This window comes from Janthinobacterium sp. UMAB-56 (assembly GCF_900095265.1).
Lineage (GTDB): Bacteria > Pseudomonadota > Gammaproteobacteria > Burkholderiales > Burkholderiaceae_D > Janthinobacterium.
In genome coordinates this window covers 193,557-207,922 of sequence record NZ_LT607654.1, presented here as the reverse complement: position 1 = coordinate 207,922, position 14,366 = coordinate 193,557, and the positions used below count along the sequence as shown (strand labels likewise).

Below are 14,366 nucleotides of genomic sequence, written 5' to 3'. Positions count from 1 at the left end.
ATCGAGGGCAACAGCGGCGCGGCGCGCGACCATGTGGTGTCGCCCAAGCTGTCCCTGATTCTTGGCCCATGGAGCGAGACGGAGTTTTTCGTGAATGTCGGCAAAGGTTTTCATAGCAACGATGCGCGCGGCACGACGCAGACGCGCTTGTCCGATGGCACGCCATCAACACCCGTTACGCCACTGGTGCCGAGCAAAGGCATGGAACTGGGTGCGCGCACGGAATGGCTGCCGGGCCTGCAAAGCTCGCTGGCCCTGTGGCGCCTCGATCTCGCCTCCGAATTGCTGTTCGTCGGCGACGCGGGCGAAACGGAAGCGAGCCGCGCCAGCCGCCGCCATGGCATCGAGTGGAATAACCATTACATTGCCGCGCCGTGGCTGCTGTTCGACCTGGACCTGGCTGCCTCGCGCTCGCGCTACACGCAGGATGATCCGGCCGGCAATTTTATTCCTGGCGCCATCGACAAGGTAGCCTCGTTCGGCGTGACGGTGGCGGACCGGGGGCCATGGTCTGGCGCCTTACAGCTACGCTATTTCGGCCCCCGTCCCCTGATCGAGGACAATAGCGTGCGCTCCGCCTCGACCACCCTGGCGTATGCGCGCCTGGCATACCAGCTCAACCGCAAGACGCGGCTGTCGCTCGACGTGTTCAACCTGTTCAACAAGCGCGCCAGCGATATCGATTATTACTACGCCTCGCGCCTGCCCGGCGAAGCTGCAGCAGGGGTCGACGACCGGCATTTTCACCCGGTGGAACCGCGTTCCGCTCGGTTGACCTTGTCATATGCATTCTGACAACGCTACACAGCGGCAGGACAGAGCAGCTAGTAAATGCCAGTAAATTCCTGGCCCGCATACTGCGCCACTATCCCGGGGGAACTGGCTTCGTACTCGATGCCCAGGGCTGTGCCGACATCGGCCAGCTGCTGGCGCTGGCAGCCCGATATGGGCGCCGCCTTTCGCGTGAACAATTGGATGACGTGGTCCCACTGACGAACAGGCCAGTACGGCGTGGCCATGGCAAAGCTCCTTCAGGCATAGACGGGAGCTACTCCTGGGCCGTACACATTGCTTGATAAGCCGCTGGAATCGGCATGGTCTTATTAGTATGGCCAATGAATGATCAGCTCATGCACTGATGAGCTTAATGTCGGCTAGCCGTTCGACCAGCCACACGCACGCCACCAGCGCGATGGCCAGCGAGCCGACGGTCAGCACTTGCCGGTACAGCCAGGTCTTGCGCAGCAGCCAGGCAATGGGTAGGAAGGCGGCGACGATAGCCAGCTGGCCGATTTCCACTCCCACGTTAAAGCCCAGCAGGCTGGCCAGCAGGGATCCTTGCGGCAAGCCCAGGTCGCGCAGCACGCTGGCGAAGCCGAATCCGTGGATCAAGCCAAAGGCAAAGGCGGCCACGGGGCGTTTGCCACGGAACAGCGGCAGCAGATTGTTCAGCGCCGCCAGAATGACGGAAGCGGCGATGGCCGACTCCACCCAGCGCGAGGGCAGGGACACGAGCGACAGACTGGCCAGGCTCAGGGTGATGGAATGGGCCAGGGTAAACGCCGTGACGACTTTCAGCACGTCATAGAAGGCCGCCTTCAAGCCTTGCTGCTGCTCGCGCAAGCCAGGCAACAGCACGGCAGGTAGCAGCAGGGACAGCAGAAATAAAATATGGTCGTAGCCGATCCAGATATGCCAGATGCCGTGTTTCACGTAGGCGCCGAACTGCGCCAGGCGGTCGGGTGCGGCAAGGGAAAGCGTCTGGCGCGGGCTGTCCGGGTCGAAGATGGCTGTTTGCGTGGTGCCGCCGCTGTTGAGCTTGAGCAGCCCCTTGTGCTGCGGGTCGAGGTCGGCGAACAGGGTGTAGCCGATCGTCAAACTGGCCGGCGCAGCGCCGGGACAGTTGGCGCGAAAGCGCAGCACGTCGTAGGCACCGTCCGTGTGCTTGTCGATCAGCTGCTCGATGGCTTGCAAGGGGCAGACGCCTTGCTCGCTAGCCACTTGCAGGCGCTGCAGGGCGTAGGCGGCGATGGCGTCGTGGCGCGCGCCGATTTCATCCCAGGTAAGCGCGCCGTCGCCATTGCCATCGAGGCCGATGGCAAAATCGAGGTCGCGCAGGGCGATATCCCATTGCCCCTCGATCTGCTGGCCGTGCACTGTCAGGCTCAGATAGCTGTCGCTGGGCTTGTGGGCCTGCGCCGGGGTGAGCCAGGCGCACAGCAGCAGGATGAAAAGGCAGGGTTTCACAGCACACCTGCTTTCTTTGTGGCACTGAGTTTCTGGCCATCCTGCGGCCCCAGCAGTTTGACGAGGCGCTGCAGGGCGGCGTCTTCCACACCGTGGGCGGCGATCCAGGCCAGCACGGGCTGCGCGGCGCCGTAGTTGCGCGCGGCCAGGGACGCTTCGAGCAAGATGCGCATGTCGGGCACTTCCTTCTGGATGGCCCAGTTTTTCTGCGCCAGTTGCAGGGCGGCGGGGACATCTTGCTGCAGGAACAGGGCGAAACGGGCCTGCTCGCGCTGGTGCACGCTGTCGCGGCGCTGCATGGCGGCATTGAAGCGGGCCGCCAGTTCCACTTTCGCCGCCTGGAAAGCCGTCTGCTGGCCGGGCAGGGCTTGCAGGGCCAGCGCGTAACGCAGCAGCAGGGCATCGATGCGCTGCTGCTCCTTCAATAACTTGACGGCATCCTGCGGGCGCTGCTGGTCGAGCAGAAAATCCGCGTAGGCGCCCAGCAGATAGCTGTCGCGCGGCTGCTGCGCCAGCGCCTGCCGGAAGCGCGCTTCGGCCAGCGCCGTTTCGCCGCGCCGCGTGGCCATTTCCGCCAGCAGGGTCAAGGCCCAGCTTTCCAGCTCGGGCGCCGCGCCGGCGCTTCTCTGCAAGGTCAGGTCCAGCAAGCGCTCGCTGCTGGCGGCGCGGCCCGTGACGCTGGCGACGTTCGCAAGGCAGGTGACGGTGGCAAGTTGCGTCGTCAAGGCTGACAGGCGGGCGCAGGCCGCCGTGGCTTGCGCGTAATCGCCCTGCACGGTGAGCACGGTGGCGCGCGTCAGCCAGGCCTGGCCGTTTTGCGGCTGCTGCGCGAGGACGGCATCGAGGTCTTGCAGGGCGGCGCCGAAATGGTGGATGCTTTGCAAAATGGTGGCACGCAGCAGGCGCACGGGCAGTGGTGGCGCCGCTTGCCGCCACCAGGGTGCCAGTGCTGCCTGCGCATAGCCCAGGTAGCGCGGGTCCGTTTCGCTGCGCGCCATGGCAATATAGCGTTGCGCCAGGCTGCTGGCCAGGGCCAGGTCGCCAGGCGTGGCATTCAATTGCTGGCGCAGGCCGCGCAGTGCGCTTTGCGTGGCATCGGCGCGGCGCGGCAACTGTTCGATGACGGCGCTGCCATCTTTCGGCGTGTAGGGCGCGGCCAGTGCGAATAAAGGCAGGCAGGCGCACAGCAGGGAAATCGGTGTTTTCATCGTGGATGCCATCGACGGTGGAGTGGGGCAGCAAGGGCGCCGGGGAAAGCTCCTTCCCGGCGCCCGTGGAGGCTTACAGCGGTACCGGCTCCGTATTCTCAGGAGACGTCGCCATGATGGCGTCGATGGCCACGCCATCCTTGTCATCGCTGGTGGTCAGGATGACGTTGCTGACGGCCACATAAAACGCATCGAGCAAGACCACGGGGGGCGGGTTGACGCCGCCGTTGCCGCTATCGCCGCCGTGGCTGCTGCCACCGCCACCGCAGCCGGCCAGCAGGCCCGTGAGCGCCAGGGCGCTGCATACATAGAGCTTCTTCATCGTATTCTCCTGGTAGGCTTACAGCTGCGGCGAACCGGCCACGGGTGTTTTCAGGTAGGGGAAACCTGCCGTGAAGAAGGTTTCATCGAGGAAGGCGCCGTCCGTGAAATGCAAGGCGCCAGCAGGGGCATCGGCCGGGGCGCAGCCGATGCTCAGCGTGCACAGCTTGCCCATGGCGACGCGCAGCACCACGTCGACCACATCGTCGCCTGGGCGGCGGCCGTTCGGGAAGCCGGCGTTATCGCCGCCGATGACCCCGAGGCGGTTTTGCGCACCGACATTGGTCGCGGCGATTGAGGTGTTCAGGCGCAGCATTTCCGACGCCGTCACGGTGACGGGCTGGTTCACGCCTTTGATGCCCGTCAAAAAGGTCGCCACCAGGTCGTTGCGCGGAAAGTTGGTGGGTGCCTTGGCGCCTGCCGAGCCGAACAGTACTTCCACCAGGGCCGGCGCCGTCGGGTTGGTGACGTAGTCGGCAAATTGCGCGTCGCCGGAGGGCTTGCTGGCATTAAAACGGTCCTTGTCCTTCAGGCCGATGACCAGCTCATTCACCAGTGGCATGCCCAAACGCGACACTTGCACCCACGCGCCGCCTTCCTTCGAAGCAGCGGTGGCGCCCGGTGCCGGGTTCAGCAAACGGCCCTGGCGCAGGCTGGCCGTGGTCCAGCCGCCGATCACGGGGTCGCTGCCGGCCGTCAGGCAGGCGGTCGGCACTTCCATCTCGATGGCCGTGACGTTTTTGCGTGCCAGGTCATCCTTGGCTGCCGATTCCGCATTCGCGGCAAACTCCGTGGCGGGCGCCTTGATGTTGATCAAGTCAAACGTTTCGCCCAGGTTCACCACGAAGGGGTCCTTGCGCTGGCCGACGAACATGCGCGCCGGCGTGGCGCAGCCGGGGATATTCACCGCGTAGACGTGCTGTGCAGCATACGCGGCGTAGTTGGGGATGGCCTTGCTGCCGATGTAGTCGACGGGCTTGTCGAAGGTCGTGCCGCCGCCCGTGGCGTTGGTCACGCTGCTGCGCGTGCCCGTGCGGCGGTCGCCCCGCACCACTGTCACGCTGTAGGTTTCGCGCACGTTCAGTCCGGCCGGGTTGACAGTATCGATGGCGCCGCCGTTGATCACCAGCGGAATCGAGACTTTCTTGCCGCCCACGGTGAACTGGCCATCCTTGATGGTGTTGCTGAAGCGGAACTGGAAGGTGAGGTCTTCCTTGCCGTCGCCATTGTTGTCGATGTGAATTTCATACAGGGCGTTCGGGTCCATGGCGAAGTAGTTCGGGCCGCCGTAGGCGTCTTGCAGGGGAATATAGTCGGCCACCAGGGTGGTGTAGGCGCCGCGGCCCGTTTCATAGCTGCGGAACATATAAAAGTCGGTGGCGTCGACTTTCGGGTTCTGCGTGATGAACGGCGCTTCGCGGTGGCTGGAAGCGTAGGCCGCCGGCGCGATGGCCAACGTTATGGATACGGCGAGCAGGTTGCCCACGAGTGCGGCGCCCAGTGCGGTTTTCGAGTGTGACAAAGACATTTCGATTCTCCCGATTTTTGTTAGCGTTGACAGACAAGTTCAATAAACTGCAGGCTGCCTGACTTGTACGAACGCGGGGGAAAAACGGATTCAACTCTTTGTCACAGTGTGCAAGGTGGCCTTGCCGGCCCCTTACCAGGCCAGCACTCTGGGGCCAAGGGCCGCGCCGATGGCCGTCGGCACCAGCATGCCCAGCACATACCAGAAGCCGACGAAGCTGGCCGCCAGTTCGGGGCAATGCAGGCAATACACGAGGGCCGCCATGGCACCGGCGGCAAAGCCGGCGGCCGCGCCGGCCAAGCGCAAGCGCGTGGGCGCCAGCTGGCGCATCAGGCGCAGCACGGCGGCCAGGATGGGCAGCGACAGCATGGCGATCAGCAAGGGGCAGCTGCGCCAAGTGGCGCCCCAGAACAGTTCGGCGCGCTGCTCGGGCGGCGCTTCCTGCACGATGATGGCGCCCAGCGCCCACATCAGCAGCAGCGGCATGGCGATCAGCAGGGGCAGGGCGCGGGTTGCGGCGCCCGGCAGGCACAGGCGGCGGCTGACATGCCAGGCCGCCAGGCAGAGGCAGACGACAAAGCCCACCTTGATCCAGAAATCGGGCAGCAGTGCCAACTGTTCCAGGTTGGGACGCACGCCCAGCAGCATGGCCATCAGGGTCACGCTGGCCAGCAGGCTGGCACCGAGGGTGGTGGCGGCGCGCCAATGCGCGCCCGGTGGCGCCGTGGCGGCCACGTCCGGGCCACTGGCCAGCATGGCGATCAAGTCATCGGTTTTCATTATGCAGCTCCTTCATTGCCTGTCCTTAAATTGCTTGCCAGTGCTTTCAAGCCGCGATGCACGGCCACTTTGACGCTGGCTTCCGAAATCTGCATGGCGGCCGCCGTGTCGCGCACGGACCAGCCGTCGAGTTTGGTATGCACGATGGCGTCGCGCTGCTGCGCTGGCAGGCTGGCCAGCAATTTCCCCAGGTCCCGGCTGGCTTCGGCCGCCTCGGCATCGGCGCTGGAAAACAGTTCCTGCGCACTATCTTCTTCGTCATACGGCAAGTGCTGCGCCTCGCGCCGCGCATGCCGGCGCAGCCAGTCGATCAATTTGTAGCGCGCGATCGCATGGATCCACGACGTCAGCGGCACGCCCGTGTCGTACGTCAGGCGCTGGTTGTGGATGGCCAGCAGGCATTCCTGCACCAGGTCTTCCACTTCATCGGGCCAGCGCTGCAGGCGCCGGCGCAAGAATGCGCGCAAATGGCCGCTGGTGGCCTGCAAGAAACTGCGGTAGGCCGCCGCATCGCCATCGAGCCCGCGCAGCATCAAGCCGTGCAGCCGCAATTCCGTGCCATGCAGTTGCTCGCTTACTGGTATTCGTTGCATGCAGGCCTTTGGTGACAGGCGTTGAAAAAAATAAATACAAAAATAGTTGCTGGCGGCTGTAACCAATCCGCAGCGTGCGGCGAATTGACAGGCAAGCACGTTTCTTCATTTACTATAACGGTTAGTCATCATGATTATCAAGTCCCGTCTTGCCGCCTGTTTCCTTCCTGCCTGGCTCCTGGCCGTGGCGGCGCCGGCCGCCGCGCAACTGGCCGCCGGCCAGCGCTGCACCGTGCAGAGCGGTCCGCAGACGGCGGCGCTGGTAGAACTGTACAGCAGCGAAGGCTGCTCCAGCTGCCCGCCCGCCGACCAGCGCCTGAACGCCTTGCGCAAGGAAGCGGGGGCGGCCAGCCTGGTCGTGCCGCTGGCGCTGCACGTCACTTACTGGGATCAGATCGGCTGGAAGGACCCGCTGGCGCAGGCGCAATTCGATACGCGCCAGGCCGAACTGCTGCGCCACCAGCCGCGCCATGTGGCCTATACGCCCCAATTCTTTGTCGGCGGCACGGAATTGCGCAGCTGGGATACGCAATTGCCGGCTGCCATACGCCGTATCAACACGACCGCCGCGCTCGTCAACATCGGCCTGTCCACGACGCCGGGGCCCGGTGGAAAATTATTGCTTGAAGCCAACGCCAATGCGCCGGACGCGAAGACTGGCGGCCAGCTCTACGTGGCCATCAGCGAAAGTGGCATCGTCTCGAAAGTACTGCGCGGCGAAAACCGGGGCGCCACCCTGCATCACGATGCCGCCGTGCGCTTGTGGCTGGGGCCGGTTGCGCTGGCGCAAGGCCGCGCCCAGCTGCGCCGCGAAGTGAACCTGCCCGCCAGTTGGCGCCCAGAGCAGCTGCAAGTGGTGGCTTTCGTGCAGCGTACCGACAGCAGCGCCATCCTGCAAGCCGTCGGCACGGCGCAGTGTGTGAAAGGAGTACTGTGATGCATACGCCACCTGTTTCAAACGCCGTGATCCATCCCGCCTGGCTGCGCCTCACGCACTGGCTCAATGCCGTGGCCGTCGTGGTACTGGCCACCAGCGGCTGGCGCATCTACAACGCGGCGCCATTCTTTCCCTTTGAGCTGCCGCGCGCCCTGACCCTGGGTGGCTGGCTGGGCGGCGCACTGCAATGGCATTTCGCCGCCATGTGGCTGCTGGTGGCCAATGGCTTGCTGTATCTGCTGATTAACATCGCTTCGGGACGGCTGCGGCGCCAGTTCTTTCCCCTGTCGCCGCGCCTGCTGCTGGCCGACTTTGTCGCCGCGCTGAAGGGCAAGCTGGCCCATGCGGACCCGCGCCACTACAACATGGTGCAGCGCGCCGCCTATCTGTTCGTCATGCTCGACTGCATCGTGCTGGTGCTGTCCGGCCTGGTGCTGTGGAAATCCGTGCAGTTCCCCATGCTGCGCGAGTTGTTGGGCGGTTACGAGAGCGCGCGCCGCGTACATTTCATCGGCATGGCGCTGCTGGTGGGCTTTGTCGGCGTACACTTGCTGATGGTGGCACTGGTGCCGCGCACCTTGCTCGCCATGCTGCGCGGCCGCTAAGGAGAGAAGCATCATGAAAAAAACCATCATTGTGCACGAGCAGGGCCAGGCCATGCTGGCCGACGCCTTGCGCCAGATCAAGCAACCGTCGCGCCGCCTGTTCTTGCAGCGTAGCCTGACCCTGGGCGGCCTGTCCCTGCTGACCGGCTGCAACGTCAGCGACCCATCCGGCATAGAGACGGCCTTGACGGCGGTGTCGCGCTTCAACGACCGGGTGCAGGGCTGGCTGTTCGACCCGAACAAACTGGCGCCGACTTATCCCGATTCCATGATCACCCGGCCATTTCCCTTCAATGCGTATTACGGCGAGGATGAAGTGGAAGAGGTCGACGGTGACGCCTGGCGCCTTGAGCTGAGCGGCCTGATCGCTGACAGGAAGTCGTGGACCCTGCCGCAACTGCGCGCCTTGCCGCAGGAAACCCAGATCACGCGCCACATCTGCGTGGAAGGCTGGAGCGCCATCGGCAAGTGGGGCGGCGTGCCGTTTTCCCACTTCCTGAAGCGGGTCGGCGCCGACACGACGGCGAAATACATCGGCTTCAAGTGTGCCGACGATTATTTCACCAGCATCGACATGGCCACGGCCCTGCATCCGCAAACCATCATGGCCTTGACGTATGACGGCCAGGAATTGCCGCCGAAATATGGCTATCCGATGAAACTGCGCATGCCGACCAAGCTGGGCTACAAGAACCCGAAACACATCCAGGCCATCTTCGTGACAAATACCTACCCGGGAGGGTATTGGGAGAATCAGGGCTACAACTGGTTCGGCGGTTCTTGACCACTTTTAGCAGCACCGGTAGTACAGCAATAGTTTTAACCCCCGGGCATCTGCCCATCTAACCTAGAGACAAGGATTAATCATGAAAACCACCATCACCGCCATCATCGCTTCCGCCATCCTCATGTCGGGCGCCGCTTTCGCCCAGGACGCCATGAAGAAAGATCCGATGGCCAAGGATTCCTCGGCCGATGCCATGCACAAGGATGCCATGCACAAGGATGCGATGGACAAGGACGGCATGCACAAGCCGATGGCCAAGAAGCACATGAAAAAGGACCACATGGCCAAGGATGGCATGGCCAAGGATGCCATGGGGAAAGACGGCATGAAGAAGGATGAGATGAAAAAGGATGGCATGGCCAAGGATGCGATGGCCAAGTAAGGAAAGCGCCCTTGCGCCGCGCGTCGTGGCGGCGCAAGGGGCAGTTTGCCATGCATGTTCACTACGCTGGTCTTGACGCGGCATGCCATATGCCGCAGAGTGACGTGATGACGCGCAACGTTGAATACCCATGCAGCCATTCCCCACCATAGCCACCCCACGCACCATCCTGAGCGTGCTACCCCCCCGGCTATGCACACCTGTTACTTGCCAACCTGCAGGAAAACCGGTATCACCTGCCGAATGCAACTTTAGCAATATCGGCAGTGGGCCGTTGCAGGCCTGCCATCTCGGCGACTTTCCACCCTTAGAGCCATGACCGACCCGCACACCGCCACACTGTCGCCCGAGACGCTCACCGCCGCCGCTGCCGACAAATCCCTGCGCCGCCGCTCGTTGTTCGCCGCCTGCGGCGCGCATGCCGTACATGACGGCTTGACGGACGTTATCTATGTGCTCCTGCCCATCTGGCAGGCGCAGTTTGCCATCAGTTACGCCATGGTGGGCCTCTTGCGCGGTTCCTACTCAGGCATGATGGCCGGATTCCAGCTGCTGGCCAGCCGCCTGGCCAGGCGCTGGGGGCGCGAACGCCTGCTGGTGGGCGGCACGGCGCTGGCCGGCATTGCCTACCTGATCGCGGGGCAGGCGGGCGGCCTGGCCGTGCTGCTGTTCGCCTTGCTGCTGGGCGGCCTGGGCGCCAGCACCCAGCATCCGCTGGCTTCGTCCATCGTCACCGATACGCACGAGGCGGGCGGCGGCGTGAAAGAGGCGTTGTCGCACTACAACTTTGCCGGCGATATCGGCAAGACCCTGATTCCCGCCCTGGTGGGCTTGCTGTTGCTGGTGTGCAGCTGGCAAGCCAGCGTCTCTCTGCTGGGGCTGCTGGGCCTGGCGGCAGCCGGCTTGCTGTGGTGACTGTTGCCCAAGCCCGGCGACATCCAGGCCAGCCAGAAGAAAGCGGTCAAAGCAATCGCGGGCAGCGGTTCGGCCGCAAGCTTTCGTGCGCTGCTGGCTACGGGTACGCTGGACAGCGCCGTGCGTATGGGTTTTCTCACCTTCTTGCCATTCTTGCTGAAAAGCAAGGGTGCGGGCACGGCCGGCATCGGCGTGGCGTTATCTCTGCTGTTCGTGGGCGCTGCCTTCGGCAAGCTCCTGTGCGGCTATCTGGGTGCGCGCATCGGCATGATGAAAACCGTGTGGCTGACGGAATCGATGACGTCCGTGCTCATCGTCGCGGCCCTGTGGCTGCCGCTGGCCGGCGTCATGGCCATGCTGCCCCTGCTGGGGCTGGCGCTGAACGGCACCTCGTCCGTGCTGTACGGCGCGGTGCCGGAACTGGCCGAACCTGGCAAGCGCGAGCACGCGTTTGCTTTGTTCTACACGGGCAGCATCGGTGGCGGGGCCCTGTCGCCCGTGCTGTTCGGCGCGCTGGGCGACCATACCAGCGTAAACACGGCCTTGCTGGCGCTGGCGGCGTTGTTGTTGCTGACCTTGCCGCTGGCGTGGAAGGTGCAGCGGGGCCTGGCGCATGGTGGCGCCACATGACAGGACGCCTCGCATGAGTCTGCCATTGCCGCGCGATAAACACGATACGCAGAATGCGCAAGCCCTCATCGCCTTGCCATGGGACGAAATTGCTCCGGCCATGCCGCAGATTCTGGAGTGGATCCAGGACGTGAATTGGCCGGTGGCCGCCGTGCTCCTGCCTTATCTGGCCGGCATCGGCCCACGCCTTGCCCCCTATGTGAAAACGGTGCTGGCCAGCAACGACGAACAATGGAAGTACTTTGTTCTGCAGGGCATCGTCCGCCATTCCCCCGGGCTGGCTGACGCCTTGGACGGGGAGTTGACACGCTTCGCCCTGGCGCCAACGGCTGCCGAGCTGGAGGAGGGCGTGGCCGAGGAGGCCCGGGCAATTTTGGCGGGCAGCGCTGTCGATGCGGCGTGACTTGCCCGCCAGCACCCCATCGTCTACACTCGCCGCATGAAAAATTTTGAAAAGCGGCGCGACCGCTATGACTTGTTCCGGGCGTTTGACAATCCCCTCGTCAACATCAACTTCCAGCTCGACGTGCCGGACTTCCGGCCCTGGTGCAAGGAACGGAAAATCCCCGTGTTTCACTTCTTCCTGTTCTGCGTCCTGAATACGGTGAGGGAGATCGACAATTTCATGTACCGCATCTACCAGGGCGAAGTGATCAAGATCGACGATTTTCCCGCCTCTTACACCGTCATCAATCGCGATGATAACCTCAACTACACGCGTTTCACGATGACGGACCAGCTCGATCTATTCGTCGCGCGCAGCATGGAAGCCAAGCGCCTCGCCGAAGCCAGTTCCGCGCTGATCAATACGGGCGAGGGTGAGACCGAGCGCGAGCAGCGCAACAATATATTCGTCACCTGCCTGCCGTGGCTGGAGCTGGCGGCCATCGAACACCCCATCTACCGCCACCGCGACGCCGATATCCCGACCTTTACCTGGGGCAAGTTCGGCCCCGCGCAGGAGGATGGCCGCATGCGGCTGCCGTTTTCCGCGCAGGCCCACCATGGTTTTGTCGACGGCTACCATGTGCAGAAACTGGCGCAGGCGCTGGACCAGCGCATCGCCGCCATCATTGCCTAGTTCGACAGATAGTCGCTGGGCGCCTGCCCCAGCACGCGGCGGAAGGCGGCCGTGAAGGCGCTGGGGCTGGCATAACCGAGATCGAGCGCGATCCTGGTGACGGCTTGCCCTTCGGCCAGGCGCGTGATGGCTGCCAGCAGGCACGCTTGCTGGCGCCATTGGGCAAAGGCCAGCCCCGTCTGGGCGCGGAACTGCCGCGTAAAAGTGCGCCGGCTCATGCCGGACTGCGCCGCCACCGCGTCCAGGCTGCTGTCCAGGCTGGGCTGGCGCAGCATGTCCATGCACAGCCGCGCCAGCCGGGGTTCCTGCGGCAGGGGCGCGCTCAGGGGCAGGGGCCTGGCTGCGGCAATCTCATCGAGCAGCAAGGCCATCAATCGCCCGGCGCGCGACGCCTCCGCATACATAATATCCACGGTGACTGCCTCGGCCAGCAACTGGCGCAGCAGCGGTGTAGCGTCCAGCACCTGGCAGCGGGACGGCAAGCCGGTTCCGGCGATGGCGGGCGCGTCGATAAAGACATTGTGCATGGTCACGGCGCCATGCGTGCGCATGCCGTGGGATAGCCGGGCCGGTACCCAGCAAGCGCGCTGCGGCGGCACCAGCCAGTTGCCGTGGGGCGTGTGCACGCTGATGACGCCCCGCGCCGCATAGGCGAATTGCCCGCGCGCATGGCTGTGGCTGGGGAAAATGGCGCCGGGGGCATAGTCGCGCGCGGTGGCGATCAAGGCGCGCGGTACTTCCGTATAAAAATCATGCATGGCCCGTACTCTACAGTATTTGACCTGGCATCGAAGGCGGGCCGCTTGATCTCCCCTTACCATCCACTCTTTTTCAGGAGTGTGTATGCACAATAGCTATCATCGTGTGGGCCACGGCCCCCATGCCGTCATCGTCCTGCATGGCTGGTTTGGCGACGCGCAGGCGTTCGCGCCGATGGAAACGGCCCTCGCTGGCGGCGCTTTCAGCTATGTCTTCATGGACAATCGCGGCTATGGCCGCATGCGTGGCGCGGCGGGTGCGTATTCGATGGAAGAGGTCGCCCGCGACGCGCTGGCGCTGGCCGATGCGCTCGGCTTTGCGACCTTCAGCGTGGTCGGTCACTCGATGGGCGGCATGGCGCTGGAACGGCTGGCCTTGCTGGCGCCTTTGCGCCTGCGCAAACTGGTGGCCGTGGCGCCCGTGCCCTGTTGTGGCATGGCGCTTGATGCGCCGGCGCGCGCGCTATTTCTCGACGCCAGCGGCAAGCAGCAAGCGCGGCGCGCCATCATAGATCGCAGCACGGGCGGGCGCTTGCCCGCCGCATGGCTGGACTGGAAGGCGCAGTATTCGTGGGAAAGGTCGGATCCAGCGGCGTTTGCCGCCTATTTCCTGGCGTGGAGCGAGACGGATTTCAGTGCAGAAATCAAGGCGGCGCGCGTGGCACTGCCCTTGCTGGCACTGGTGGGAGAGCACGATCCCCGTTTCGACGCGGCCCTGATGCGTCGCACGTATCTGGCGTGGTACCCGCAAGCCCGGCTGGAAGTGCTGGGCAATGCGGGACACTATCCGATGAATGAAACGCCGCTGGCCCTGGTGGCCAGCATCGAGGCGTTTCTACTGCAGTAGTAATGAGCAGTCATTATGCAGCCTTGCTGCGCAGGCGCAGCAGGCTCAGGCCCAGCAAGACGAAGGCGCCGCCCGTGATGCGGTTGAACAGCTTGGCGCGGCCCGGCGTGGCCAGCTGGGTTTTCAGCAGGCGCGCCAGGTTGGCGTAGAACAAGTGGGCCAGCATGGCGCAGGCGACAAACGAGGCCGTCAGCACGGTGAACTGGATGGCCACCGGTTCGCCTGGCGTGATGAATTGCGGGAACAGGGCCGAGAAGAACAGGATGGCCTTGGGATTGGTCAGCGCGACCGTCAAGCCCTGGCGGAAGAGTTTCCAGAACGAGTTCGGATTCGCCGCGCCAGGCGCAACGGGGGCCTCGGCCACGACGCTGGTCTTGCTGCGCCATTGCTTGATGCCCAGGTACACCAGATACAGGGCGCCAGCCAGTTTCAGCAGCATGAAGGCCGTGGCCGAGGTGGCCAGCACGACGCCCATGCCGGCCATGGCCACGCCGGAAATGATGAACAAACCAAAACCATTGCCCATGCTGCTGATCATCGCGCGGCGCGGGCCGACGGCGATGGCATTCGAGATGGCCAGCAAGACGGCCGGGCCGGGAGAAAACGTGACGAGCAGGGCGACGCTGCAGAAAAGCAGCCAGTTCGAGAGATGCATGGATGTTCCTGGGTGGGGCCGAAGCCGGATTGAGAGTCAAAACACCGATATTGTACGAAATTTTCGGCTCCCGCGTCAGCGGCCCTGGCGTG

19 protein-coding genes are annotated in these 14,366 nt (G+C 64.1%); 11 read left to right on the top strand and 8 right to left on the bottom strand.

Features of this window, described 5'->3' with window-relative positions:
- A partial coding sequence (locus K0F85_RS28665; protein WP_257572654.1) for a TonB-dependent receptor domain-containing protein occupies positions 1-795 on the top strand: 795 nt, incomplete at its 5' end.
- A complete protein-coding gene (locus K0F85_RS29210; RefSeq protein ID WP_374198670.1) occupies positions 783-1,076 on the top strand; it encodes an RNA 2'-phosphotransferase in 294 nt (97 codons plus the stop codon). The genes K0F85_RS28665 and K0F85_RS29210, both read left to right, overlap by 13 nt.
- A gap of 52 nt (positions 1,077-1,128) precedes the next feature.
- Here the strand turns inward: K0F85_RS29210 and K0F85_RS09580 are convergent, their stop codons facing one another.
- The 6 genes from K0F85_RS09580 to K0F85_RS09555 form a co-directional block, all read right to left on the bottom strand.
- On the bottom strand, positions 1,129-2,247 hold the full coding sequence (locus tag K0F85_RS09580; RefSeq protein WP_219115810.1) for a HupE/UreJ family protein: 1,119 nt from the start codon (positions 2,245-2,247) through the stop codon (positions 1,129-1,131).
- The gene (locus K0F85_RS09575; protein WP_219115809.1) at positions 2,244-3,455 is read right to left on the bottom strand and encodes a hypothetical protein; all 1,212 of its coding nucleotides are present in this window, start codon (positions 3,453-3,455) and stop codon (positions 2,244-2,246) included. The genes K0F85_RS09580 and K0F85_RS09575 overlap by 4 nt, the downstream gene beginning before the upstream one ends.
- A gap of 73 nt (positions 3,456-3,528) precedes the next feature.
- A complete protein-coding gene (locus K0F85_RS09570) occupies positions 3,529-3,777 on the bottom strand; it encodes a hypothetical protein (RefSeq protein ID WP_219115808.1) in 249 nt (82 codons plus the stop codon).
- 18 nt (positions 3,778-3,795) lie between these two features.
- On the bottom strand, positions 3,796-5,304 hold the full coding sequence (locus tag K0F85_RS09565; protein ID WP_219115807.1) for a DUF4331 domain-containing protein: 1,509 nt from the start codon (positions 5,302-5,304) through the stop codon (positions 3,796-3,798).
- Positions 5,305-5,436: 132 nt separating this feature from the next.
- A complete protein-coding gene (locus K0F85_RS09560) occupies positions 5,437-6,084 on the bottom strand; it encodes an NrsF family protein (RefSeq protein ID WP_219115806.1) in 648 nt (215 codons plus the stop codon).
- Positions 6,084-6,677, bottom strand: coding sequence for a sigma-70 family RNA polymerase sigma factor (locus K0F85_RS09555; protein ID WP_219115805.1), 594 nt, complete (start codon positions 6,675-6,677; stop codon positions 6,084-6,086). Before K0F85_RS09555 ends, K0F85_RS09560 begins: the two co-directional genes overlap by 1 nt.
- A 130-nt stretch (positions 6,678-6,807) precedes the next feature.
- Here K0F85_RS09555 and K0F85_RS09550 point away from each other — a divergent pair, with 130 nt between their 5' ends.
- The 8 genes from K0F85_RS09550 (at position 6,808) to K0F85_RS09520 (ending at position 12,014) form a co-directional block, all read left to right on the top strand.
- Positions 6,808-7,614, top strand: a complete 807-nt coding sequence (locus K0F85_RS09550; RefSeq protein WP_219115804.1) for a DUF1223 domain-containing protein — start codon at positions 6,808-6,810, stop codon at positions 7,612-7,614.
- Positions 7,614-8,219, top strand: a complete 606-nt coding sequence (locus K0F85_RS09545; protein WP_219115803.1) for a cytochrome b/b6 domain-containing protein — start codon at positions 7,614-7,616, stop codon at positions 8,217-8,219. Before K0F85_RS09550 ends, K0F85_RS09545 begins: the two co-directional genes overlap by 1 nt.
- Before the next feature lie 52 nt (positions 8,220-8,271).
- Positions 8,272-9,003 (top strand): molybdopterin-dependent oxidoreductase, encoded by a 732-nt coding sequence (locus K0F85_RS09540; protein WP_374198669.1) that lies wholly within the window; start codon positions 8,272-8,274, stop codon positions 9,001-9,003.
- Between the two features lie 82 nt (positions 9,004-9,085).
- Complete coding sequence (locus K0F85_RS09535) at positions 9,086-9,388, top strand: pentapeptide MXKDX repeat protein (RefSeq protein WP_219115801.1); 303 nt, start codon at positions 9,086-9,088, stop codon at positions 9,386-9,388.
- Between the two features lie 315 nt (positions 9,389-9,703).
- Positions 9,704-10,303 (top strand): MFS transporter, encoded by a 600-nt coding sequence (locus K0F85_RS28660; protein WP_257572653.1) that lies wholly within the window; start codon positions 9,704-9,706, stop codon positions 10,301-10,303.
- A 3-nt stretch (positions 10,304-10,306) separates the two neighbouring features.
- Positions 10,307-10,933: an MFS transporter gene (locus K0F85_RS28655; protein WP_257572652.1), complete on the top strand. Its 627-nt coding sequence runs from the start codon at positions 10,307-10,309 to the stop codon at positions 10,931-10,933.
- 13 nt (positions 10,934-10,946) lie between these two features.
- Positions 10,947-11,336 carry a DUF5071 domain-containing protein gene (locus K0F85_RS09525; protein WP_219115800.1) on the top strand — a complete coding sequence of 130 codons (390 nt, stop codon included), beginning with the start codon at positions 10,947-10,949 and terminating at the stop codon, positions 11,334-11,336.
- Positions 11,337-11,372: 36 nt separating this feature from the next.
- Complete coding sequence (locus K0F85_RS09520) at positions 11,373-12,014, top strand: CatA-like O-acetyltransferase (protein ID WP_219115799.1); 642 nt, start codon at positions 11,373-11,375, stop codon at positions 12,012-12,014.
- Here K0F85_RS09520 and K0F85_RS09515 read toward each other — a convergent pair.
- Positions 12,011-12,772, bottom strand: a complete 762-nt coding sequence (locus tag K0F85_RS09515) for a helix-turn-helix domain-containing protein (RefSeq protein WP_219115798.1) — start codon at positions 12,770-12,772, stop codon at positions 12,011-12,013. The genes K0F85_RS09520 and K0F85_RS09515 overlap by 4 nt on opposite strands.
- Before the next feature lie 85 nt (positions 12,773-12,857).
- Between K0F85_RS09515 and K0F85_RS09510 the strand changes: the two genes are divergently transcribed.
- Entirely contained in the window at positions 12,858-13,619 is a 762-nt protein-coding gene (locus K0F85_RS09510; protein WP_219115797.1) for an alpha/beta fold hydrolase, read from the top strand.
- A gap of 13 nt (positions 13,620-13,632) precedes the next feature.
- On the opposite strand, the gene K0F85_RS09505 is transcribed toward K0F85_RS09510, so the two are convergent.
- Positions 13,633-14,274 (bottom strand): LysE family translocator, encoded by a 642-nt coding sequence (locus K0F85_RS09505; RefSeq protein ID WP_219115796.1) that lies wholly within the window; start codon positions 14,272-14,274, stop codon positions 13,633-13,635.
- Between the last annotated feature and the right edge of the window lie 92 nt (positions 14,275-14,366).

Coding starts and splice junctions, on each gene's coding strand:
- K0F85_RS09575 (WP_219115809.1), bottom strand. CDS start 3,455: ATGAAAACACCGATTTCCCTGCTGTGCGCCTGCCTGCCTTTATTCGCA.
- K0F85_RS09570 (WP_219115808.1), bottom strand. CDS start 3,777: ATGAAGAAGCTCTATGTATGCAGCGCCCTGGCGCTCACGGGCCTGCTG.
- K0F85_RS09565 (WP_219115807.1), bottom strand. CDS start 5,304: ATGTCTTTGTCACACTCGAAAACCGCACTGGGCGCCGCACTCGTGGGC.
- K0F85_RS09560 (WP_219115806.1), bottom strand. CDS start 6,084: ATGAAAACCGATGACTTGATCGCCATGCTGGCCAGTGGCCCGGACGTG.
- K0F85_RS09555 (WP_219115805.1), bottom strand. CDS start 6,677: ATGCAACGAATACCAGTAAGCGAGCAACTGCATGGCACGGAATTGCGG.
- K0F85_RS09550 (WP_219115804.1), top strand. CDS start 6,808: ATGATTATCAAGTCCCGTCTTGCCGCCTGTTTCCTTCCTGCCTGGCTC.
- K0F85_RS09545 (WP_219115803.1), top strand. CDS start 7,614: ATGCATACGCCACCTGTTTCAAACGCCGTGATCCATCCCGCCTGGCTG.
- K0F85_RS09540 (WP_374198669.1), top strand. CDS start 8,272: ATGCTGGCCGACGCCTTGCGCCAGATCAAGCAACCGTCGCGCCGCCTG.
- K0F85_RS09535 (WP_219115801.1), top strand. CDS start 9,086: ATGAAAACCACCATCACCGCCATCATCGCTTCCGCCATCCTCATGTCG.
- K0F85_RS28660 (WP_257572653.1), top strand. CDS start 9,704: ATGACCGACCCGCACACCGCCACACTGTCGCCCGAGACGCTCACCGCC.
- K0F85_RS09525 (WP_219115800.1), top strand. CDS start 10,947: ATGAGTCTGCCATTGCCGCGCGATAAACACGATACGCAGAATGCGCAA.
- K0F85_RS09520 (WP_219115799.1), top strand. CDS start 11,373: ATGAAAAATTTTGAAAAGCGGCGCGACCGCTATGACTTGTTCCGGGCG.
- K0F85_RS09515 (WP_219115798.1), bottom strand. CDS start 12,772: ATGCATGATTTTTATACGGAAGTACCGCGCGCCTTGATCGCCACCGCG.
- K0F85_RS09510 (WP_219115797.1), top strand. CDS start 12,858: ATGCACAATAGCTATCATCGTGTGGGCCACGGCCCCCATGCCGTCATC.
- K0F85_RS09505 (WP_219115796.1), bottom strand. CDS start 14,274: ATGCATCTCTCGAACTGGCTGCTTTTCTGCAGCGTCGCCCTGCTCGTC.